Origin of the sequence: Bradyrhizobium sp. NP1, from assembly GCF_030378205.1 — a bacterium.
GTDB lineage: Bacteria > Pseudomonadota > Alphaproteobacteria > Rhizobiales > Xanthobacteraceae > Bradyrhizobium.
The window spans coordinates 4,470,863-4,487,245 of sequence record NZ_CP127385.1 but is presented as its reverse complement, the minus strand read 5'-3'; the positions used below and the strand labels follow the sequence as shown (position 1 = coordinate 4,487,245).

General features: G+C 65.9%; 17 protein-coding genes. 11 read left to right on the top strand and 6 right to left on the bottom strand.

Annotated elements, in window-relative coordinates; genetic code table 11:
* Positions 1–54: 54 nt before the first annotated feature.
* Complete coding sequence (locus QOU61_RS21740) at positions 55–2,427, bottom strand: xanthine dehydrogenase family protein molybdopterin-binding subunit (RefSeq protein ID WP_289653244.1); 2,373 nt, start codon at positions 2,425–2,427, stop codon at positions 55–57.
* 186 nt (positions 2,428–2,613) lie between these two features.
* On the opposite strand from QOU61_RS21740, the gene QOU61_RS21735 reads away from it, so the two are divergent.
* Both QOU61_RS21735 and QOU61_RS21730 read left to right on the top strand, forming a co-directional pair.
* Positions 2,614–3,675: a Ppx/GppA phosphatase family protein gene (locus QOU61_RS21735; protein WP_289653243.1), complete on the top strand. Its 1,062-nt coding sequence runs from the start codon at positions 2,614–2,616 to the stop codon at positions 3,673–3,675.
* 9 nt (positions 3,676–3,684) lie between these two features.
* Entirely contained in the window at positions 3,685–4,371 is a 687-nt protein-coding gene (locus QOU61_RS21730; RefSeq protein ID WP_289653242.1) for an RlmE family RNA methyltransferase, read from the top strand.
* Between the two features lie 179 nt (positions 4,372–4,550).
* Here QOU61_RS21730 and QOU61_RS21725 read toward each other — a convergent pair whose 3' ends face one another.
* Positions 4,551–6,026, bottom strand: a complete 1,476-nt coding sequence (locus tag QOU61_RS21725) for a DHA2 family efflux MFS transporter permease subunit (protein WP_289653241.1) — start codon at positions 6,024–6,026, stop codon at positions 4,551–4,553.
* Positions 6,027–6,171: 145 nt separating this feature from the next.
* On the opposite strand from QOU61_RS21725, the gene QOU61_RS21720 reads away from it, so the two are divergent.
* From QOU61_RS21720 to QOU61_RS21690, 7 genes are all read left to right on the top strand, one after another.
* Positions 6,172–6,420, top strand: a complete 249-nt coding sequence (locus QOU61_RS21720) for a hypothetical protein (protein ID WP_289653240.1) — start codon at positions 6,172–6,174, stop codon at positions 6,418–6,420.
* A gap of 188 nt (positions 6,421–6,608) precedes the next feature.
* Complete coding sequence (gene guaB, locus QOU61_RS21715) at positions 6,609–8,105, top strand: IMP dehydrogenase (protein WP_289653239.1); 1,497 nt, start codon at positions 6,609–6,611, stop codon at positions 8,103–8,105.
* 219 nt (positions 8,106–8,324) lie between these two features.
* Positions 8,325–9,353, top strand: a complete 1,029-nt coding sequence (curA, locus tag QOU61_RS21710) for an NADPH-dependent curcumin/dihydrocurcumin reductase (protein WP_289653238.1) — start codon at positions 8,325–8,327, stop codon at positions 9,351–9,353.
* A gap of 31 nt (positions 9,354–9,384) precedes the next feature.
* Positions 9,385–10,350 (top strand): tripartite tricarboxylate transporter substrate binding protein, encoded by a 966-nt coding sequence (locus QOU61_RS21705; RefSeq protein WP_289653237.1) that lies wholly within the window; start codon positions 9,385–9,387, stop codon positions 10,348–10,350.
* A gap of 25 nt (positions 10,351–10,375) precedes the next feature.
* Positions 10,376–10,900: a GlcG/HbpS family heme-binding protein gene (locus QOU61_RS21700; RefSeq protein ID WP_289653236.1), complete on the top strand. Its 525-nt coding sequence runs from the start codon at positions 10,376–10,378 to the stop codon at positions 10,898–10,900.
* A gap of 181 nt (positions 10,901–11,081) precedes the next feature.
* Complete coding sequence (locus tag QOU61_RS21695) at positions 11,082–11,375, top strand: hypothetical protein (protein WP_289653235.1); 294 nt, start codon at positions 11,082–11,084, stop codon at positions 11,373–11,375.
* Positions 11,376–11,573: 198 nt separating this feature from the next.
* Positions 11,574–11,849, top strand: coding sequence for a hypothetical protein (locus tag QOU61_RS21690; RefSeq protein WP_289653234.1), 276 nt, complete (start codon positions 11,574–11,576; stop codon positions 11,847–11,849).
* An 81-nt stretch (positions 11,850–11,930) separates the two neighbouring features.
* Here the strand turns inward: QOU61_RS21690 and QOU61_RS21685 are convergent, their stop codons facing one another.
* Positions 11,931–12,755 carry a metallophosphoesterase family protein gene (locus QOU61_RS21685; RefSeq protein ID WP_289653233.1) on the bottom strand — a complete coding sequence of 275 codons (825 nt, stop codon included), beginning with the start codon at positions 12,753–12,755 and terminating at the stop codon, positions 11,931–11,933.
* 51 nt (positions 12,756–12,806) lie between these two features.
* On the bottom strand, positions 12,807–13,511 hold the full coding sequence (locus QOU61_RS21680; RefSeq protein WP_289653232.1) for an acriflavin resistance protein: 705 nt from the start codon (positions 13,509–13,511) through the stop codon (positions 12,807–12,809).
* Between the two features lie 157 nt (positions 13,512–13,668).
* On the opposite strand from QOU61_RS21680, the gene QOU61_RS21675 reads away from it, so the two are divergent.
* On the top strand, positions 13,669–14,091 hold the full coding sequence (locus tag QOU61_RS21675) for an MAPEG family protein (RefSeq protein WP_289653231.1): 423 nt from the start codon (positions 13,669–13,671) through the stop codon (positions 14,089–14,091).
* A gap of 169 nt (positions 14,092–14,260) precedes the next feature.
* Positions 14,261–15,559, top strand: a complete 1,299-nt coding sequence (locus QOU61_RS21670; RefSeq protein ID WP_289653230.1) for an RsmB/NOP family class I SAM-dependent RNA methyltransferase — start codon at positions 14,261–14,263, stop codon at positions 15,557–15,559.
* A 34-nt stretch (positions 15,560–15,593) separates the two neighbouring features.
* On the opposite strand, the gene QOU61_RS21665 is transcribed toward QOU61_RS21670, so the two are convergent.
* Both QOU61_RS21665 and QOU61_RS21660 read right to left on the bottom strand, forming a co-directional pair.
* Positions 15,594–15,926, bottom strand: coding sequence for a DHCW motif cupin fold protein (locus QOU61_RS21665; RefSeq protein WP_289653229.1), 333 nt, complete (start codon positions 15,924–15,926; stop codon positions 15,594–15,596).
* A 48-nt stretch (positions 15,927–15,974) separates the two neighbouring features.
* Positions 15,975–16,346 carry a nuclear transport factor 2 family protein gene (locus QOU61_RS21660; RefSeq protein WP_289653228.1) on the bottom strand — a complete coding sequence of 124 codons (372 nt, stop codon included), beginning with the start codon at positions 16,344–16,346 and terminating at the stop codon, positions 15,975–15,977.
* Positions 16,347–16,383 lie beyond the last annotated feature (37 nt).

Here is a 16,383-nt window from a genome sequence, read left to right as displayed (position 1 = left end):
TGCGCGGGTCTGGCCCGCGCATGACGAGTCCTTTCTTAGTGAAAGGCAGCTTCGCTACGCCGCCTTTGGCTTGCCGTTCTGGATCGCGCGCCAGACCCGCTCCGGCGTCAGCGGCATGTCGATCTGCTTGACGCCATAGTCGGACAGCGCGTCGAGCACCGCGTTGGTGATGGTGGCGAGGCTGCCGGCGCAGCCGGCTTCCCCGCAGCCCTTGGTGCCGAGCGGGTTGGTTTTTGTCGGCGAGGGATGGTCGCCGATCGTCATGACAGGCGCGTCCTCGGCGCGCGGCAGCGCGTAGTCCATGAACGAGCCGGTGATCGGCTGGCCGCCGGCGTCGTAGCGCACCTCTTCCATCAGCGCCTGGCCGATGCCCTGCACCACGCCGCCATGGAGCTGGCCCGCGACGATCATCGGATTGACGATGGTGCCGAAGTCGTTGACGCCGGTGTAGCGCACGACCTGCACCACGCCGGTGTCCGGATCGATCTCGACCTCCGCGACGTGGCAGCCGTTCGGGAAGGTCGAGGGCGTGTCCTTGGTGGCGTGATCGACGTCGAGCGAGGCGGGCACGCCGTCGGGCAGCTTCGCATCGCGCAGCCGCTCGGCAAGCTCCATGATGCCGATCGAGCGGTCGGTGCCGGCGATGGTGAAGCGGCCATTGGTAAATTCGATGTCGCTCTCGGAAGCCTCGAGAAAATGCGCCGCGACCTGCTTGCCCTTGGCGATGACGAGCTGTGAGGACTGGATGATGGCGCTGCCGGTCGCGGTGATCGAGCGCGAGCCGCCGGTGCCGCCGCCGGTCCAGACCTGGTCGCTGTCGCCCTGCTCCAGGGTGATCTTCTCGAAGGGCACCCCTAGCTGCGCAGAAAGCACCTGTGCGAACGGCGTAGCATGGCCCTGGCCGAAGTCGAGCGTACCGGTGGTCAGCTTGACGGTGCCGTCGATCTCGAAAGTGATCCTGCCGAGCTCGCCGCGCGGCGGCGCCGTGACCTCGAGATAGGAGCCGACGGCAATCCCGCGCAGCTTGCCTTGCTTGCGGCTTTCCTTCCTGCGCTTGGGGAAATTCGCGTAGTCCGCAACCTCCAGCGCCTTGTTGAAGACGCCGGCGAAATCGCCGCTGTCATAGGTGAAGCCCGAGGCTGCCGCGAAAGGCAGCTGCGCCGGCTTGACGAAGTTGCGCTTGCGCAAGGCGAGGCGGTCGATGCCCATCTCGTCGGCGGCGCGGTCGATCAGCCGCTCCATGTAGTAGTTGGCTTCGGGCCGGCCGGCGCCGCGATAGGCGCCCATCAGCGTGGTGTTGGTCAGGACCGTCTTGATGTCGATGGAAAGCAGCGGCGTGCGGTAGACGCTCGCGATGTTTTTGCCGATGCTCAGCGACAGTGGCATCGGCGCGACGCCGGCGACATAGGCGCCCAGATTGCCATAGCCGGAAATGCGCAGGGCGAGGAACCTGCCGTCGGCGTCGAGTGCAAGCTCGCCGTGAATCAGCTGGGAGCGGCCGTGGTTATCCGACAAAAAACTGGTCGAGCGCTCGTCGGTCCATTTCACGGGGCGGCTGAGCGTCTTCGCCGCGTACAGGATGCAGGTATATTCGGGATAGCTGACGTTCTTCATTCCGAACGAGCCGCCGACATGGCCGGTGATGATGCGGACCTTCTCCGCCGGCACATTGAGAATTCCGGCGAGTGTCGCCTTGTTGCCGGCAACGCCCTGGGTCGGAACCCTGAGCGTATAGCGCTGGCTCGGCCCGTCGTAGGAGGCCAGCGCAGCGCGCGGTTCCATCGGCGCGACGGCAACGCGGCTGTTGACGATGTCGAGCTTCGTCACATGCGCGGCGGCGGCGAAGGCCGCGTCGATCTTTTCCGAGTCGCCAAAATGGTAGTCGAGCGCGGTATTGTTCGGGATGTGATCGTAGAGTTGCGGCGCGCCGGGCCTTGCGGCTTGGGCCGCGTCGGTCACGGCCGGCAGCGGCTCGATGTCGAGTTCGACGGCCTCCGCGGCATCACGCGCCTGCGCCGCTGTCTCGGCCACGACGAAGGCGATGGGATCGCCGACGAAGCGCACCCTGTCGGTCGCGAGCGCCGGCCGGTTGGTCTGCAGCAGGGGCGAGCCGTCGCGATTCTTCAGCGGCACTCCGCTGGTCAGCGGATTGTAGTTGGCGGCTACAAGATCTGCGCCGGTCCAAACCCCAAGCACGCCCGGCATCGCCTTCGCTGCGTCGGTGTTGATGTCCTTGATGATCCCATGGGCGTGGCTGGAGCGCACCATCCAGGCATAGGCCTGCTTCGGCAGCACGAAGTCGTCGGTGTAGCGGCCTTTGCCGCGGACCAGCGTGTCGTCCTCCTTGCGGCGCACCGGCTGCCCGACGCCAAATTTTTGCATCGCAATAGCGTTGTCGGGCGAGGCGGAAGGCGTGTGATCTTGCATGGAAAATGCCTGAATTAGCGCGATTTCGCGGGGCTTTGCTGAAATAACGCACCGCAAGGGAGCCGACAACGCCTGATCGGACATAGTCGATGTGATGGCTTGTTGCACCGGGCCGCTTCGCTGCTAAAGTTTCCGTGAACAAGGCTATTCAAGCCGGCCGGCGACGGCCGCGGGAAGACAGTTTGAATGAAAGATGACACGCGGCTTCGCGACGGCGGAGGGCCGCGCGGCGCTTTGGCGGGAACTGCCGATGTGGCAGCGCCACGCCATGCGCCGGGCCAGGAAACCGACGTCTATGCGGCGCTTGACCTCGGCACCAACAATTGCCGACTCCTGATCGCCTGTCCGGTCGGGGACGGGTTTCGGGTGGTGGATTCGTTCTCGCGCATCATCCGGCTGGGCGAGGGCATTTCCACGACGGGGTGCATCAGCGAGGCGGCGATCGAGCGCGCGATCGCCGCGCTTTCGATCTGCCGCGACAAGATCGAGCTTCGGAAGGCGCGGCGGCTGCGGCTGATCGCGACCGAGGCCTGCCGGGCGGCGTCCAACGCGGAAGGATTCCGCGACCGCGTCGCGACCGAAACTGGCATCCGGCTCGAGGTGATCGACCGCGAGACCGAAGCGGCGCTCGCCGTGATCGGCTGCTCGCCGCTGCTCGATCCCAAGGGCCGGGGCGCGATCCTGTTCGACATCGGCGGCGGCTCGACCGAACTGGTGCGGATCGAGCGCGATCCCGAGGAACCCAACGCCCAGCCGCGCATCAAGGCCTGGATGTCGATTCCGCTCGGGGTGGTCTCGCTCGCCGAGCATTTCGGCGGCCGCGACGTCAGCCGCGAGTGCTACGCGCGGATGATCGAGAAGGTGACCGGCCATATCGCGCCGTTCGCGGCCGAGCATGGCCGTGACCTCAGGGACATGCATCTTCTGGGCACGTCAGGCACCGTGACCACGCTCGCCGGTATCCATCTCAATCTCGCCCGCTACGATCGCCGCCGGGTCGACGGCATCTGGATGAGCGACGCCGAGATCAACGCGACGGTCGCAAAGCTGCTCGGCATGAGCTATCAGGAGCGCGCCGGCAATACCTGCATCAGCATCGAGCGCGCCGATCTGGTGCTCGCGGGCTGCGCCATTCTCGATGCGATAAGCAGGGCGTTCCCGCTGCCGCGGCTGCGTGTCGCCGACCGGGGTTTGCGCGAAGGCATGCTGGTCGAGATGATGCGCGAGGACGGCGCGCTGCGCGCATAGGATCTGCCGATGGCAAAGGACAAGACCGGCCGGCTGCATGTCACGGTCAAGACCGGTGGCAAGCGCAAGCTGTCCTCAAAGCTCTGGCTGGAGCGCCAGCTCAACGATCCCTATGTGGCGCGCGCCAAGCGCGAGGGCTTTCGCTCGCGCGCGGCGTTCAAGCTGATGGAGATCGACGACAAGTACCGCCTGCTCAAGCCCGGCCTGTCCGTGGTCGATCTTGGCGCAGCGCCCGGCGGCTGGAGCCAGATCGCGGCCAAGCGGGTGCAGGCCGTCGAGGGCAAGGGCAAGGTCGTCGCGGTCGACCTGCTGGAAATGCCCGAGATTGCCGGCGTGACCTTCGCGCAGCTCGATTTCCTGGCCGACGACGCGCCCGAGAAGCTGGTGGCGATGCTCGGCGGCCGCGCCGACGTGGTGATGTCGGACATGGCCGCCAACACCACCGGTCACCGCAAGACCGATCAGCTTCGCATCATCGGCCTCGTCGAGGCTGCGGCGCTGTTTGCGACCGAAGTGCTCAATCCCGGCGGCACGTTTCTCGCAAAGGTGTTCCAGAGCGGCGCCGATGCGGAGCTATTGGCGCAATTGAAGCGTGACTTCGCCGCCGTCAAGCACGTCAAGCCGGCCTCGAGCCGGCAGGATTCCTCCGAGCGCTACGTGCTGGCGACGGGGTTTCGGGGCGGGGCCTTGAGATAGCCTGTTCCATACAGGACAGCCGTCAGACGAACGCGTCATGCTCTCCGCCGTCATCGTCCGCGAAAGCGGGCGATCCAGTATTCCGAGAAGTCAGCGATTGATCGGAAAGAACACGGCGTGCTGGATACCCCGCTTGCGCGGGGTATGACGACTGTTTGTGAAGCTACGAAAAAAATCACCTAGCCCAGCCGCTGGTCGCGCGCATCGCCGGTGGTCTGGCTCGCGACCTTGACCGCGGCCTTTGCCGCACCCCTGCGGCTGGAAATCTCGACCGCCTTGCGGCCGGAGATCTCGTGTCCGGCATCGTCGGGCATCTGCCAGAAGAACCAGGCCGACGCCGCCGAGATCACGGAAACCACCACAAATGCCGGCGCGAACACGGTGGCGTCGAGCTCGCTGATGTGGCGCAGCGCCATCGTGGTCTCGACCGAGAAGGCGCCGACCGCGACGCCGGCCGAGATCGCGAGCTGCTGGTTGACGCTGACGAGCGTGGTGGCCCGGCTCATCTGTGCCGGTTCCACCTCGGCATAGGCGACGGTGTTGATCGAGGTGAACTGCAGCGAGCGGAAGAAGCCGCCGACCACCAGGATGATCATGATCAGAAGCAGCGGCGTCGTCACCGTGAACAGCGCGCAGGCGGCCAGGAAGAAGGAGCTCACCACCGCGTTCACGGTCATCATGTTGCGGAAGCCGAAGGCGCGGATGATGCGCGCGGCCAGCGTCTTCATGCCCATCGCGCCGACGGCGGAGGCAAAGGTGACGAGGCCGGACTGGAACGGCGACAGCCCGAAGCCGACCTGCATCAAGAGCGGCAGCAGGAACGGCAGCGCGCCGATGCCGAGGCGGAACATGAAGCCGCCGACGACGGCGGCCCGCATCGTCGACAGCCGCAGCAGCGAGAAATCCAGCACCGGCGAGCCCGTGCGCCGCGCATGGACCACGTACAGCGTCATGGAGATCGAGCCGACCGCGACCAGCGCCGCGACGATCGACCACGGCAGCAGGTTGAGGCCTGCGACCGAAAGCCCGAAGGCGATACCGCCGAGCCCGATGCCGGCCAGCACCATGCCATAGAGATCGAACGGCTCGTGATCCTCGCTCTTGATCGGATCAATGAACCGCAGCGCCATGAAGATGCCGAGCAGCCCGATCGGGATGTTGATCAGGAAAATCCAGTGCCAGGAGAAATAGGTGGTGATGAAGCCGCCGAGCGGCGGGCCGATCACGGGACCGATCAGCGCCGGCACCGTGACCCAGGCCATCGCATTGACCAGCGCGCTCTTGTCGATCGAGCGGAGCAGCACCAGCCGCCCGACCGGCGTCATCATCGCCCCGCCCATGCCCTGCAGGATGCGCGCGATCACGAAATGGTGGATGTTGGAGGCGAGCGCGCAGCCGATCGATCCGATCATGAAGACGCCGACTGCGCTCGCAAACACCAGCCGGGCGCCGAAGCGATCCGCGGTCCAGCCGCTCGCCGGGATGAAGACCGCGAGCGAGAGCAGGTAGGAGGTGATCGCGAGTTTCAGCGTCAGTGGGCTCGTGCCGATATCGGCCGCGATCGCCGGCAGCGACGTCGCAATCACGGTCGAGTCCATGTTTTCCATGAACAGGGCGGTCGCGACGATCAGCGGGATCAGACGTTCTTTGTTCATCAGCTCTTGGAGAAGAAACCCGGCGTGAACGGGCAGGGCGAGAGTGTGGCTGTATCATCCCGCCGCCGGGGAGGCTATTGCGGAACCCCGAAGACGGCCTAAATCCTGCGTCATCACGCATCACAGGGTCCGGAGGCCTTGAGCCATGATCTACGTGCTTGCCGCTCTGTTGCCGCCGATCGGGCTGCTCCTGAACGGGCAGCCGTTTTCGGCCATTTTGAACCTCGTCCTGATCGTGTTTTGCGTGATTTTCGGGCTGATTTTCCACATCCTGCTGCTGGTGCCGTCGGCGCATGCCATCATCGCCGTCCATATGAAGCGGGAGCAGCGCCGGCATCAGGAAGTCGTGGACGCGATCCGCCAGCACGGCCCGCCGCCGGGCTATCCGCGGTAGGAACGAAAAGCCGGTGCATGGCAGCCAAACGCGCTGAATCGCTTTGATTCGGCGCCCGGCCATGCTATCGACCGCCGTCAACCCCATCGATGGGCTTCGATTCGACGGTGACGCCGATAGCGTCGCCGGCGTCGGCGTTCATCCTTAAATCGTGATATGGCGGCCTACCGCCGAGGAGGAGTTGGCAAATGGCTGGTGTGCAGGGACCTCAGGCGATCCGGGAAGCCTTCACGTTCGATGATGTGCTTCTCAAGCCCAGCCTTTCGGATGTGCTGCCTTCCGAGGTCGATATCCGCTCCCGCGTCACCCGCGCTATCGCGCTCAATATCCCGATCGTCGCCTCCGCGATGGACACCGTCACCGAGGCGCGCATGGCGATCGCCATGGCGCAGTCCGGCGGCATCGGCGTCATCCACCGCAATTTCGATCCCGAAGGCCAGGCCGCGCAGGTGCGGCAGGTCAAGAAGTTCGAGTCCGGCATGGTGGTCAATCCGCTGACCATCGGCCCCGAGGCGCGGCTTTCCGACGCGCTGGCGCTGATGAAGGACCATGGCATCTCGGGCATTCCGGTCGTCACCGGCGGCGCCGAGGGCAGGCCCGGGAAGCTCGTCGGCATCCTCACCAACCGCGACGTGCGCTTTGCGACCGATCCCCGGCAAAAAGTCTCCGAGCTGATGACGCGCGACAACCTCGTCACGGTGCGCGAGGGCGTGAGCCAGGACGAGGCGAAGCGGCTGCTGCATCAGCACCGCATCGAAAAGCTGCTCGTGGTCGACGAGCAGTATCGCTGCGTCGGGCTGATCACGGTCAAGGACATGGAAAAGGCGGTCGCGCACCCGCTTGCCTGCAAGGACGCGCAGGGCCGGCTGCGGGTGGCCGCGGCGACGACGGTCGGCGAGGGTGGCTATGAGCGCACCGAGCGGCTGATCGATGCCGGCGTCGACCTCGTCGTGGTCGACACCGCGCACGGTCATTCCTCCCGCGTGCTGGAGGCCGTCAACCGCATCAAGCGGCTTTCGAACGCGGTGCAGGTGATCGCCGGCAACATCGCAACCCGCGACGGCGCGCAGGCGCTGATCGACGCAGGCGCCGACGCGATCAAGGTCGGCATCGGGCCGGGCTCGATCTGCACCACGCGGATCGTCGCCGGCGTCGGCGTGCCGCAGCTCACCGCGATCATGGATGCGGTCGAAGCCGCCAAGAAGTCGGACGTGCCGGTGATCGCCGATGGCGGCATCAAATATTCCGGCGATCTGGCCAAGGCGCTCGCCGCCGGCGCCGACATCGCCATGGTCGGCTCGCTGCTCGCCGGCACCGACGAGACGCCCGGCGAGGTGTTCCTGTGGCAGGGCCGCTCCTACAAGGCCTATCGCGGCATGGGCTCGGTCGGCGCGATGGCGCGCGGCTCGGCCGACCGCTACTTCCAGCAGGACATCAAGGATACGCTGAAGCTCGTGCCTGAAGGCGTCGAGGGCCAGGTGCCCTACAAGGGACCGGTCAGCAACGTGATGCATCAGCTCGCCGGCGGCCTGCGCGCCGCGATGGGCTATGTCGGCGCACGCAACATCGCCGAATTCCACGCCAAGGCCGAGTTCGTGCGCATCACCGGCGCGGGCCTGCGCGAAAGCCACGTCCACGACGTCACCATCACGCGCGAGTCGCCGAACTATCCCGGCGGGGCGTAGCCGCGAGAGCGTACGGGTTACCTCTCCCCGCATGCGGGGAGAGGTCGGATCGCATTGATGCGATCCGGGTGAGGGGGAGCCACTGCAAACACACTGTTTGCGGATTGATGCCCCTCACCCCAACCCTCTCCCCGCAAGAGCGGGGCGAGGGAGCGTGCTTCCGTTGTGGCGACTTTGGAGCTACATCATCCACAGTCGGATAGAACGGGAGCAATCATCATGGCCCAAGGCAAGCGCGTCGTTCTCGCCTCCCGCCCGGTTGGCGAGCCCAAACCGTCCGACTTCCGCATCGAGGAATTTGCGCCGGCCTCGCCCGGCGAAGGCCAGGTGCTGCTGCGCACGATCTGGCTGTCGCTCGATCCCTACATGCGCGGCCGCATGAGTGATGCGCCGTCCTATGCCGCGCCAGTGCCGATCGGCGGCGTCATGGAGGGCGGTGCGGTTTCCGAGGTGATCGCCTCGAACAATCCCGCCTTTGCCAAGGGCGACATCGTGCAGGCCCGCACCGGCTGGCAAACGCATGCGCTGTCCGACGGCAAGGGCCTGGTCAAGGTCGATCCGAAGCTGGCGCCGATCTCGACCGCGGTGGGCGTGCTCGGCATGCCCGGCATGACCGCCTATGTGGGACTGCTCGAGATCGGCAAGCCGCAGGCCGGCGAGACCGTCGTTGTCGCGGCGGCCTCGGGCGCGGTCGGCTCGGCCGTCGGCCAGATCGCCAGGATCAAGGGCGCTCGCGCCATCGGCATCGCCGGCGGCAAGGACAAGTGCGACTATGTGAAGCGCGAGCTCGGTTTCGACGACTGCCTCGATCATCGCGATCCCGAGCTGGCCGCGAAACTGAAGGGCGCCTGCCCCAAGGGCATCGACGTCTATTTCGAAAATGTCGGCGGCGCGGTGTTCGATGCCGTGTTCCCGCTGCTCAATCCGTTCGCGCGCGTGCCGGTGTGCGGGCTGATCGCGCATTACAACGATACCGAGGCGAAGCCGCCGCCATGGGCGGGCGTCCTGATGCGCAACGTGCTGACCAAGCGGCTCACGATCCGCGGTTTCATCGTCAGCGACTTTGCCGCGCGCCATGCGGATTTCCTGCGCGACATGTCGAGCTGGGTGCGCGAGGGCAAGGTCAAGTACAGGGAGTTCGTGACCGAGGGGCTGGAGAATGCACCGTCCGCCTTCATGGGGTTGCTGAAGGGCGCCAATTTCGGCAAGCAATTGGTGCGGGTCGGGCCGGACAAGGACAAGTCGTGACGGGACCGGCCGCAAGGGGGAGCGTGCCGCGATGTCCGTACTGAAGTTTTGCCTCGGTTTGCTGTTGGTCCTTCTCCTGCCTGCCACGGGCATCGCGCAAAGTTCTTACCCGACCCATCCGGTGCGCCTTATCGTCGGCTTCGGGCCGGGGGCTGCGGCCGATCTCACCGCGCGGGTGCTCGGCCAGCGGCTTTCCAAGACCATGGGCCAGCAATTTGTCGTCGAGAACAAGCCGGGTGGTGGCAGCACGGTGGCTGCCGAGCAGGTCGCCCGCGCGCCGAAGGATGGCTACACGCTGTTTGTAGGCACTGCGGCCAACGTCATCAACGGCGTGATCCAACCCAACCTGCCGTTCGACTTTGCCAGGGATTTTGCGCCGATCGCCTACACGACCTCGTCGCCGAACATCCTGGTCGTGCATCCCTCCACCGGCGTGAGTGATGTGAAAGGGCTGATCGCGCTCGCCAAGACCAAGCCCGAGCAGATCTTCTTCGGTTCCTCCGGCGTCGGCACCGCACCGCATCTGTCGGGCGAATTGTTCAACATGATGGCCGGAACGAAAATGGTGCATGTGCCGTATTCCGGCAGCGCCCAGGCCGTCACCGACCTGCTCGCCGGCCGCATCCAGGTGATGTTTTCGCCGGCCTCGACCGTCCTGCAATATGTCGCATCGGGCCAGCTCAAGGCGCTGGCTTCTTCCGAGCTGACGCGCGCCGCGGCCGCGCCCGACCTGCCGACCGTGGCGGAAGCCGGCCTGCCGGGATTCGACACCAGCGTGTGGTTCGGGATCGTGGGCCCCGCCGGCATGCCGCGCGAGACCGTGGAGGCGCTGTCGCGCGCGATCAACGAGGCGCTGAAGGCGGAGGAGGTGATGAAGCCGCTGCACGCCGCGGGCCTCGATATTAAGGGCGGCACGCCGGAGGCCTTCGGCGCCTATATCGCGAGCGAAACGAAAAAATGGAACGACGTCGTCACCACCGCGGGCTTGCGCAACTGACATCGACAAAACCAGGAAAACTCTCATGGCAAAATTGCGCGCAGTCGAGTGCCGCGAATTCATCAAGGCGGCGATCGAGAAGGCGGACGAGATGGGCGTGCCGGTCTCGATCGCGGTGGTCGGCCCGGAGGGCAATCTGATCGCGCTGGAGCGCATGGACGATGCTGGCTTCGTCACGCCGGAGACCGCGTGGGCCAAGGCTTATACCGTGGCCGCATTCCGCTCGATGTCGCCGCGCTTCCCCGACGGGCTCGTGATCCAGCAATGGTTCAAGGAGCGCAATCCGCAGCTCATGATCGCGATGGCGGTGATGTCGAACGGCCGCGTCGCGGCCTCCGGCGGGGCCGCGCCCGTCTTCAAGGGCAACGAGATGGTGGGCTGCTACGGCATCAGTGGGGCGACGTCCGATCAGGACGAGGTGATCGGGCAGTATGCGCGCGGCAAGGTCGGCTGGGCACATCGGCCGGCCGACGACAACACGCCGGCGGACGTCAAGCAGCACGTCAACGAGCTCTACGCGAAGGCCGGGATCAAGAACCGCGATCTCTAGTGGAAACGGATTTGACGTCCGCTGTCCGTCCGCCGCGATCATCGCGGAAATGAGCGGGTTTTCCTTTCCGAAGGAACCACGCGATCATTTCCTCGGCGCCGGCCTCACGCGTCCTTGAGCCGCAGCTCGGAACGCCGCCCCCGACATCGTCGTTGGCTTCTCGCAGGGAATGGAGAAACCAATGACCAGGCTCGAGCTGTTATCGGCTGGTTTCGTTGCGGCCGCGATGCTGGCGACGCCGGCGATGGCGCAGCAGGCGACCCAGGAACCCGGCGCCATGGGCAAGGAATACCCTGACGCCAACTACCTCACTGGCGGCTACGGCGTGCGCGCGACCCCCGGACCGTACTTCTATTATCGGCACCGCTTTTCTGGCCCGGGCGTGGCGATCGACATGCCCTATCCGGCCTACGTCCAGTCAGGGCCGTACATTTATGTGGGGCCGTACCGGGCGGCGCCGGGCTTCTATTATTAGTCCATTGCGTCGGCGGGAGGCGTGGCCGGGTCGGTCCGTGTCCCGGCGCGGCGCCGTTTGGGCCGCTTCCGGCTCACTTTGAGGCCGCCGGGCGTATCCCAAAGGCCACAGGGGCGCAATTTGCGTCATTCTGTCCCCAGCGTTCCCTTGACCGGAGCTCCATGAGGTTGAATCGATACACCAATTTCAGGTGTAGCGATGTTTGAGATCGGTATTTTCTGCGTCATTTTGATCGCCGTCGGCTATTGGGCGACCCTGTTTGCGATGGGCCGCCGCGATGACGTTTTGCACGGCCACTTCGTCGAGCCCGAACCGCAGGCCGAGCCCGCCGCGTCGGCTCCCATTGCGATGCCCGGGCCCATGCCGCCGGCCGCGCCGCCCCGGCCGCCGGCGCCTGTCGTGGCGAATGCGGAATCGCTGCGATCGCTGCTCGCGGTGATCACGCAGCAGCTGAAGGATACCGCGCGACCCTGAGCATCGCTAGTTGACGTTCGCATAAGGAAAATCGCGGCAGACGCGTAGCGAACGTCAAATCCGCTCAACCAGGTCGCGCAGCTACTTGAGCAGCGTGTCGAGATCGACGTCGGTCTGGCCCGGTGCGCGCAGGTGGCGGACCTCGAAGCTGTCCGGCCGGAAGCGATATTCGACGAGACCTGCTTCCTTGATGCCGATGCGCTCCTGACGCGCGTCCGAAATGACGAAGCCCGCTGACGGCGCCCAGATGTGTCGCACCGATCGATAGGTGAAGTCGCGGCGCTGGTGGACGTGGCCGCTCGCGATCAGCCGCAGGTCGACCGCGGCGAGCATCTCGATCAGCCGCTGGCGCGCCGGCTGCGGGACATAGCGGATTGCGGTTTCCGGCACCTCGGGATCGCCGGGCTCGTTGAGGAACAACGGCTTGTGCAGGAACAGCGCCACCGGCCGGCCTGTCGTGAGCGCAAGCTGCTGCCCCAGCCAGTCGAACTGTTCGGCCTCGCTCGCAAGGCCGGAATTCATCACCAGCGAGTTCAGCCCGAGAAAGCGCCAGCCCGCCGCCTCGAATGACCAGCGGTCCTCGCCGAAGGCCGCGAGGAAGGCGTGCCGGGCGGGTTCGCTGACGGCTTGCGCCGGCGCCGGTCCCACCGCTGTCGGGTTGTCGCCGATATCGTGATTGCCTGGCAGCGCGCGCCAGGGAACCGGCAGTGTCTGATGAAGGGTGTGTGCAAACGCCAGATCATCCGCGTTGGTCGGGGCGTCGAAAGCGATATCGCCGCTGTTGACGACGAGATCCGGCCGCGTCGCGTCGATATGCGCGCTGATCTTCTCGAAATTGTCGATGAGGCTTTTGTGACGGCGCGCCAGATGGGTGTCGGAAATCTGCGTCAGGCGGAATTCGCTCATGGCCGCACCATAGCCACGCCCCGCATCGAAATCATGACGGCCGCGCTTTCGTCACAGCACCCGATAGCGGATCGCGAAGGCATCCTGCCTGATCGCGCCGGCTTCGCCCGGCGAAGGAGCGTCAATCTGGTCGGCCAGATGCCAGGGCCCGAACTGGTCGGAGCGCGAGGGATTGGCGGCCAGCCTCAGTCTGAACACGCATTGCGCCCGGCCCGGCAGGCTGAGGATGACCGTCCGGTTGGTGGTGCGATAATCGAGGGTCACCGAGCCGCGCAGCACGCTGCGGCCGTCTTCCGCATCGGTCCGGTCCACCACCCGGGCGAGCTGCTGGTTCCGGTCGGTGTGCAGTTCGACCTGGGTCTCAGCGACCTCCGACAAGGCCGCCTTGGGCAGGCGGATTTCGAACTCGATCGCCGGCTTGTTCACGTTGAGGCCGAGAAAGGCGAGCGTCGCGTGCCGCATGTCGTAGACGACGAAGGCGACCAGTCCGAGCGTGACGAAGGCGGCGATGCCGTGCCGGACGACGTGGCGCCGCGTGCGCCATCCGTCCGCGACAGCGACGCTCAGCACGATGGCGACCGCCAGTGCGGCGGCGAGGCCGGCCAGCCCCGACATCACCAGGCTCAGCGCGCCTTCCGGATCGTCGCCGAACAGCCCGGTATGGTCACCGATCACCTGCAGGAGCGAGGCGACGGCTTCGCCAGGAAAGTCGGCAAGCTCGGCCGCATCGTTCAGGATCGGACCGGTGATCGTCATCGCTAGCTCATGGCCGCCGCGGGGCCTTAAAAAATCGCTGAAGCAATTGAGGGTTAGTTAGCCTCTTTGGCGATGATGGTTCAAGTGTTCGCTTGATTGTCATGGGGCAGCGTGGCGGGCTATAGCGGAGACTCAGAGTTTTGCCCGAGGGAATTCCATGACGGTCCGGATGGTCTTGCTGCCGATCTTCGTCCAGATCGGGCTTACTTTCGCGCTTCTGTTCTGGATGGCCGGCGCCCGGCGCCAGGCGCTGGTCGGCGGCGAGACCAAAATCCGCGACATCGTGCTCGGGCAGCCCAACTGGCCGGCCCGCGCCACGCAGATCGGCAACTGCTTCCGCAACCAGTTCGAGCTGCCGTTGCTGCTATATGGGCTGATCGCGCTGGCATTGCCGCTGCGCCATGCCGATCTGTTCATCGTGGCGATGGCGTGGGTGTTCGTGGTCACCCGCTTCGTCCATGCCGGGATTTTCGTCGGCTCCAACGACCTGCGCCGGCGCTCGCTGGCCTGGTTCGCCGGCGCGCTCGTGCTGCTCGCGATGTGGCTCTATTTCGCGCTGAAGATCCTGCTCCTGATCTAGTGGAGCGATTTGACGTTCGCTTCGGAAGCGGACCTCTAAAGCGCGATGAGATCAGGTTGAATCGTCATCGCGCTTTAGGTTCCTGATTGAGCATGATCTTTTCGGAAAGCCGCCACACACTTTTCCGGATCATGCTGTAGCGCCGGGCTCTCCGGCAGAAAGTCTTCACATGACGCCAGCCGCCCGGCTTTCCGCCGCCATCGACCTCATCGGGGTGATCGATACCCAGCGCATTCCGGCCGCCCAGGCGCTCAAGGAGTGGGGCTCGGCGCATCGCTATGCCGGCTCCGGCGACCGCGCGGCGATCGCGGGCCTGGTCTGGGACGTGCTGCGGCGGCGCGCCTCGAGCGCGTTCCTGATGGATGACGACAGCCCGCGCGCGCGGGTGCTCGGCATGCTCAGGCTCGAGCGCGGAATGGATGCAGACGCCATTGCGGCGCTGTGCGACGGCAGCCGCTTTGCGCCTCAGCCATTGACCGACCGCGAGCGTGCGGCGCTCGCGTCGCGTTCGCTCGATGGCGCCCCGCCGCACGTTGCCGGCGACTATCCCGACTGGCTCGATGGCCATCTCGCACAGGCCTTTGGCGAGGATCGGGTCGCGGAAGCCGCCGCGATGGCGAGCCGGGCGCCGCTCGACCTGCGCGTCAACACGCTCAAGGCGAGGCGCGACAAGGTGTTGCGCTCGCTGGCTCACTTGCGGGCGCAGGAAGCGCCATGGTCGCCGGTCGGCCTGCGCATCGCGCTGGCCGCCGACGCGCGCAATCCGGGCATCCAGGCGGAAGAGGATTTCATCAAGGGCGCCGTTGAAGTTCAGGATGAAGGTTCCCAGCTCGCGGCGTTGTTTTCCGCCCCCAAGCCGGGCGAGCAGGTGATCGATCTCTGCGCCGGGGCCGGCGGCAAGACGCTGGCGCTCGCGGCGATGATGGAAGGAAAGGGCCGCCTGATCGCGACCGACCGCGACAAGCGGCAGCTCGCGCCGATCCACGAGCGGCTGTCGCGCGCCGGGGTCCACAATGCCGAAATCCGGGCGCCGAAGGGCGAGGTCGACCCGATCGCTGACATCAAGGCGTCGGCCGACCTCGTCCTGATCGACGCACCCTGCTCGGGAACCGGTACCTGGCGGCGCAACCCCGACGCCAAGTGGCGCATGCGTCCCGGCGCGCTCGAGATCCGCGTCAAGGAACAGGCCGAAGTGCTGGAACGCGCCGCAGGCTTGGTCAAGCGGGGCGGGCGGATCGCCTACATCACCTGCTCGGTACTGCCGGTCGAGAATGGCGAGCAGGTGCGCGCCTTCCTCGCGCGGCATCCGGAATTTGCCGTGGTGCCGCCGGAAGAGACCGCAAGCGTGCTGTGGGACAAGGCGGAGGCCTTCGCCGCCGCGGCGCTTCGCTCCGACGAAGGCTGGCTGATGACGCCGCGGCGCACCGGCACGGATGGATTTTTCGTGTCGGTGTTGCGCCGGGGCTGAATTGCTGACCTGCTCGCGCGGGCGCCGGGCCGGCTCAATCCACGATGAAAAGCTTCGCACCCACCTTCGTCGAGGAGCGATGCGCGGCGTCGCCGAAGTCCGACACCTGGTAGCTCATGCCCGCCAGCAGCTTGAAGGTGCGGCCGTCGCGCAATTCGGTGTCGAGTTCGCCCTCCACGACGAAGAGAACGTGGCCGCGGTCGCACCAGTGATCGGCGAGATAGCCGGGCGTGTACTCGACCATCCGGACCCGGAGCTCGCCGAAATTCAGAGTGCGCCAGAGGGCTTGCCCGGTTTCGCCCGGATGCGTGGTGGCAGGCAGCCCGCTCCAGTCCGTGACGGTGAAGGGCATCGCGGGAAACTTCATGAGAAATGTCCTTCCGTTTTCGAGCGACGCGGAGCGCTTCCGCGTTCTCTAATGCGCCAGATGGTTGGCCGAGCCCTGCCTGATCTTGCCCGCCGCGTCGAGCCGCAGATACTCGCAGATCCTCTTGCCGCGCTCGTTCTCGTAGAACACGACCACGCTGTCGGGGCTGACGAAGGTGTCGATCAGGGTGAAATGCAGCTCCGGCACCAGCGCCAGCGCCTTGCTCCAATAGGCGCGCAGGTCCGTCTTGCCGCGGACGGTTCCGCTGGCGTCGAAGCCGAGTTTGGGAATCAGGTCCGAGGTCATCTCGGTGTCCTCGGCATAGAGCGCGAGCACACCTTCGAGGTCGCGGGCGTTCCAGGCGGCGACCCAGGTCCGCCCGAGCGCGGCCAGGTCCGAGGGTGAGTATGAAGCCGGCAAGCTGATCCTCCCGATCTCAATGGTTTCATATAGGTCA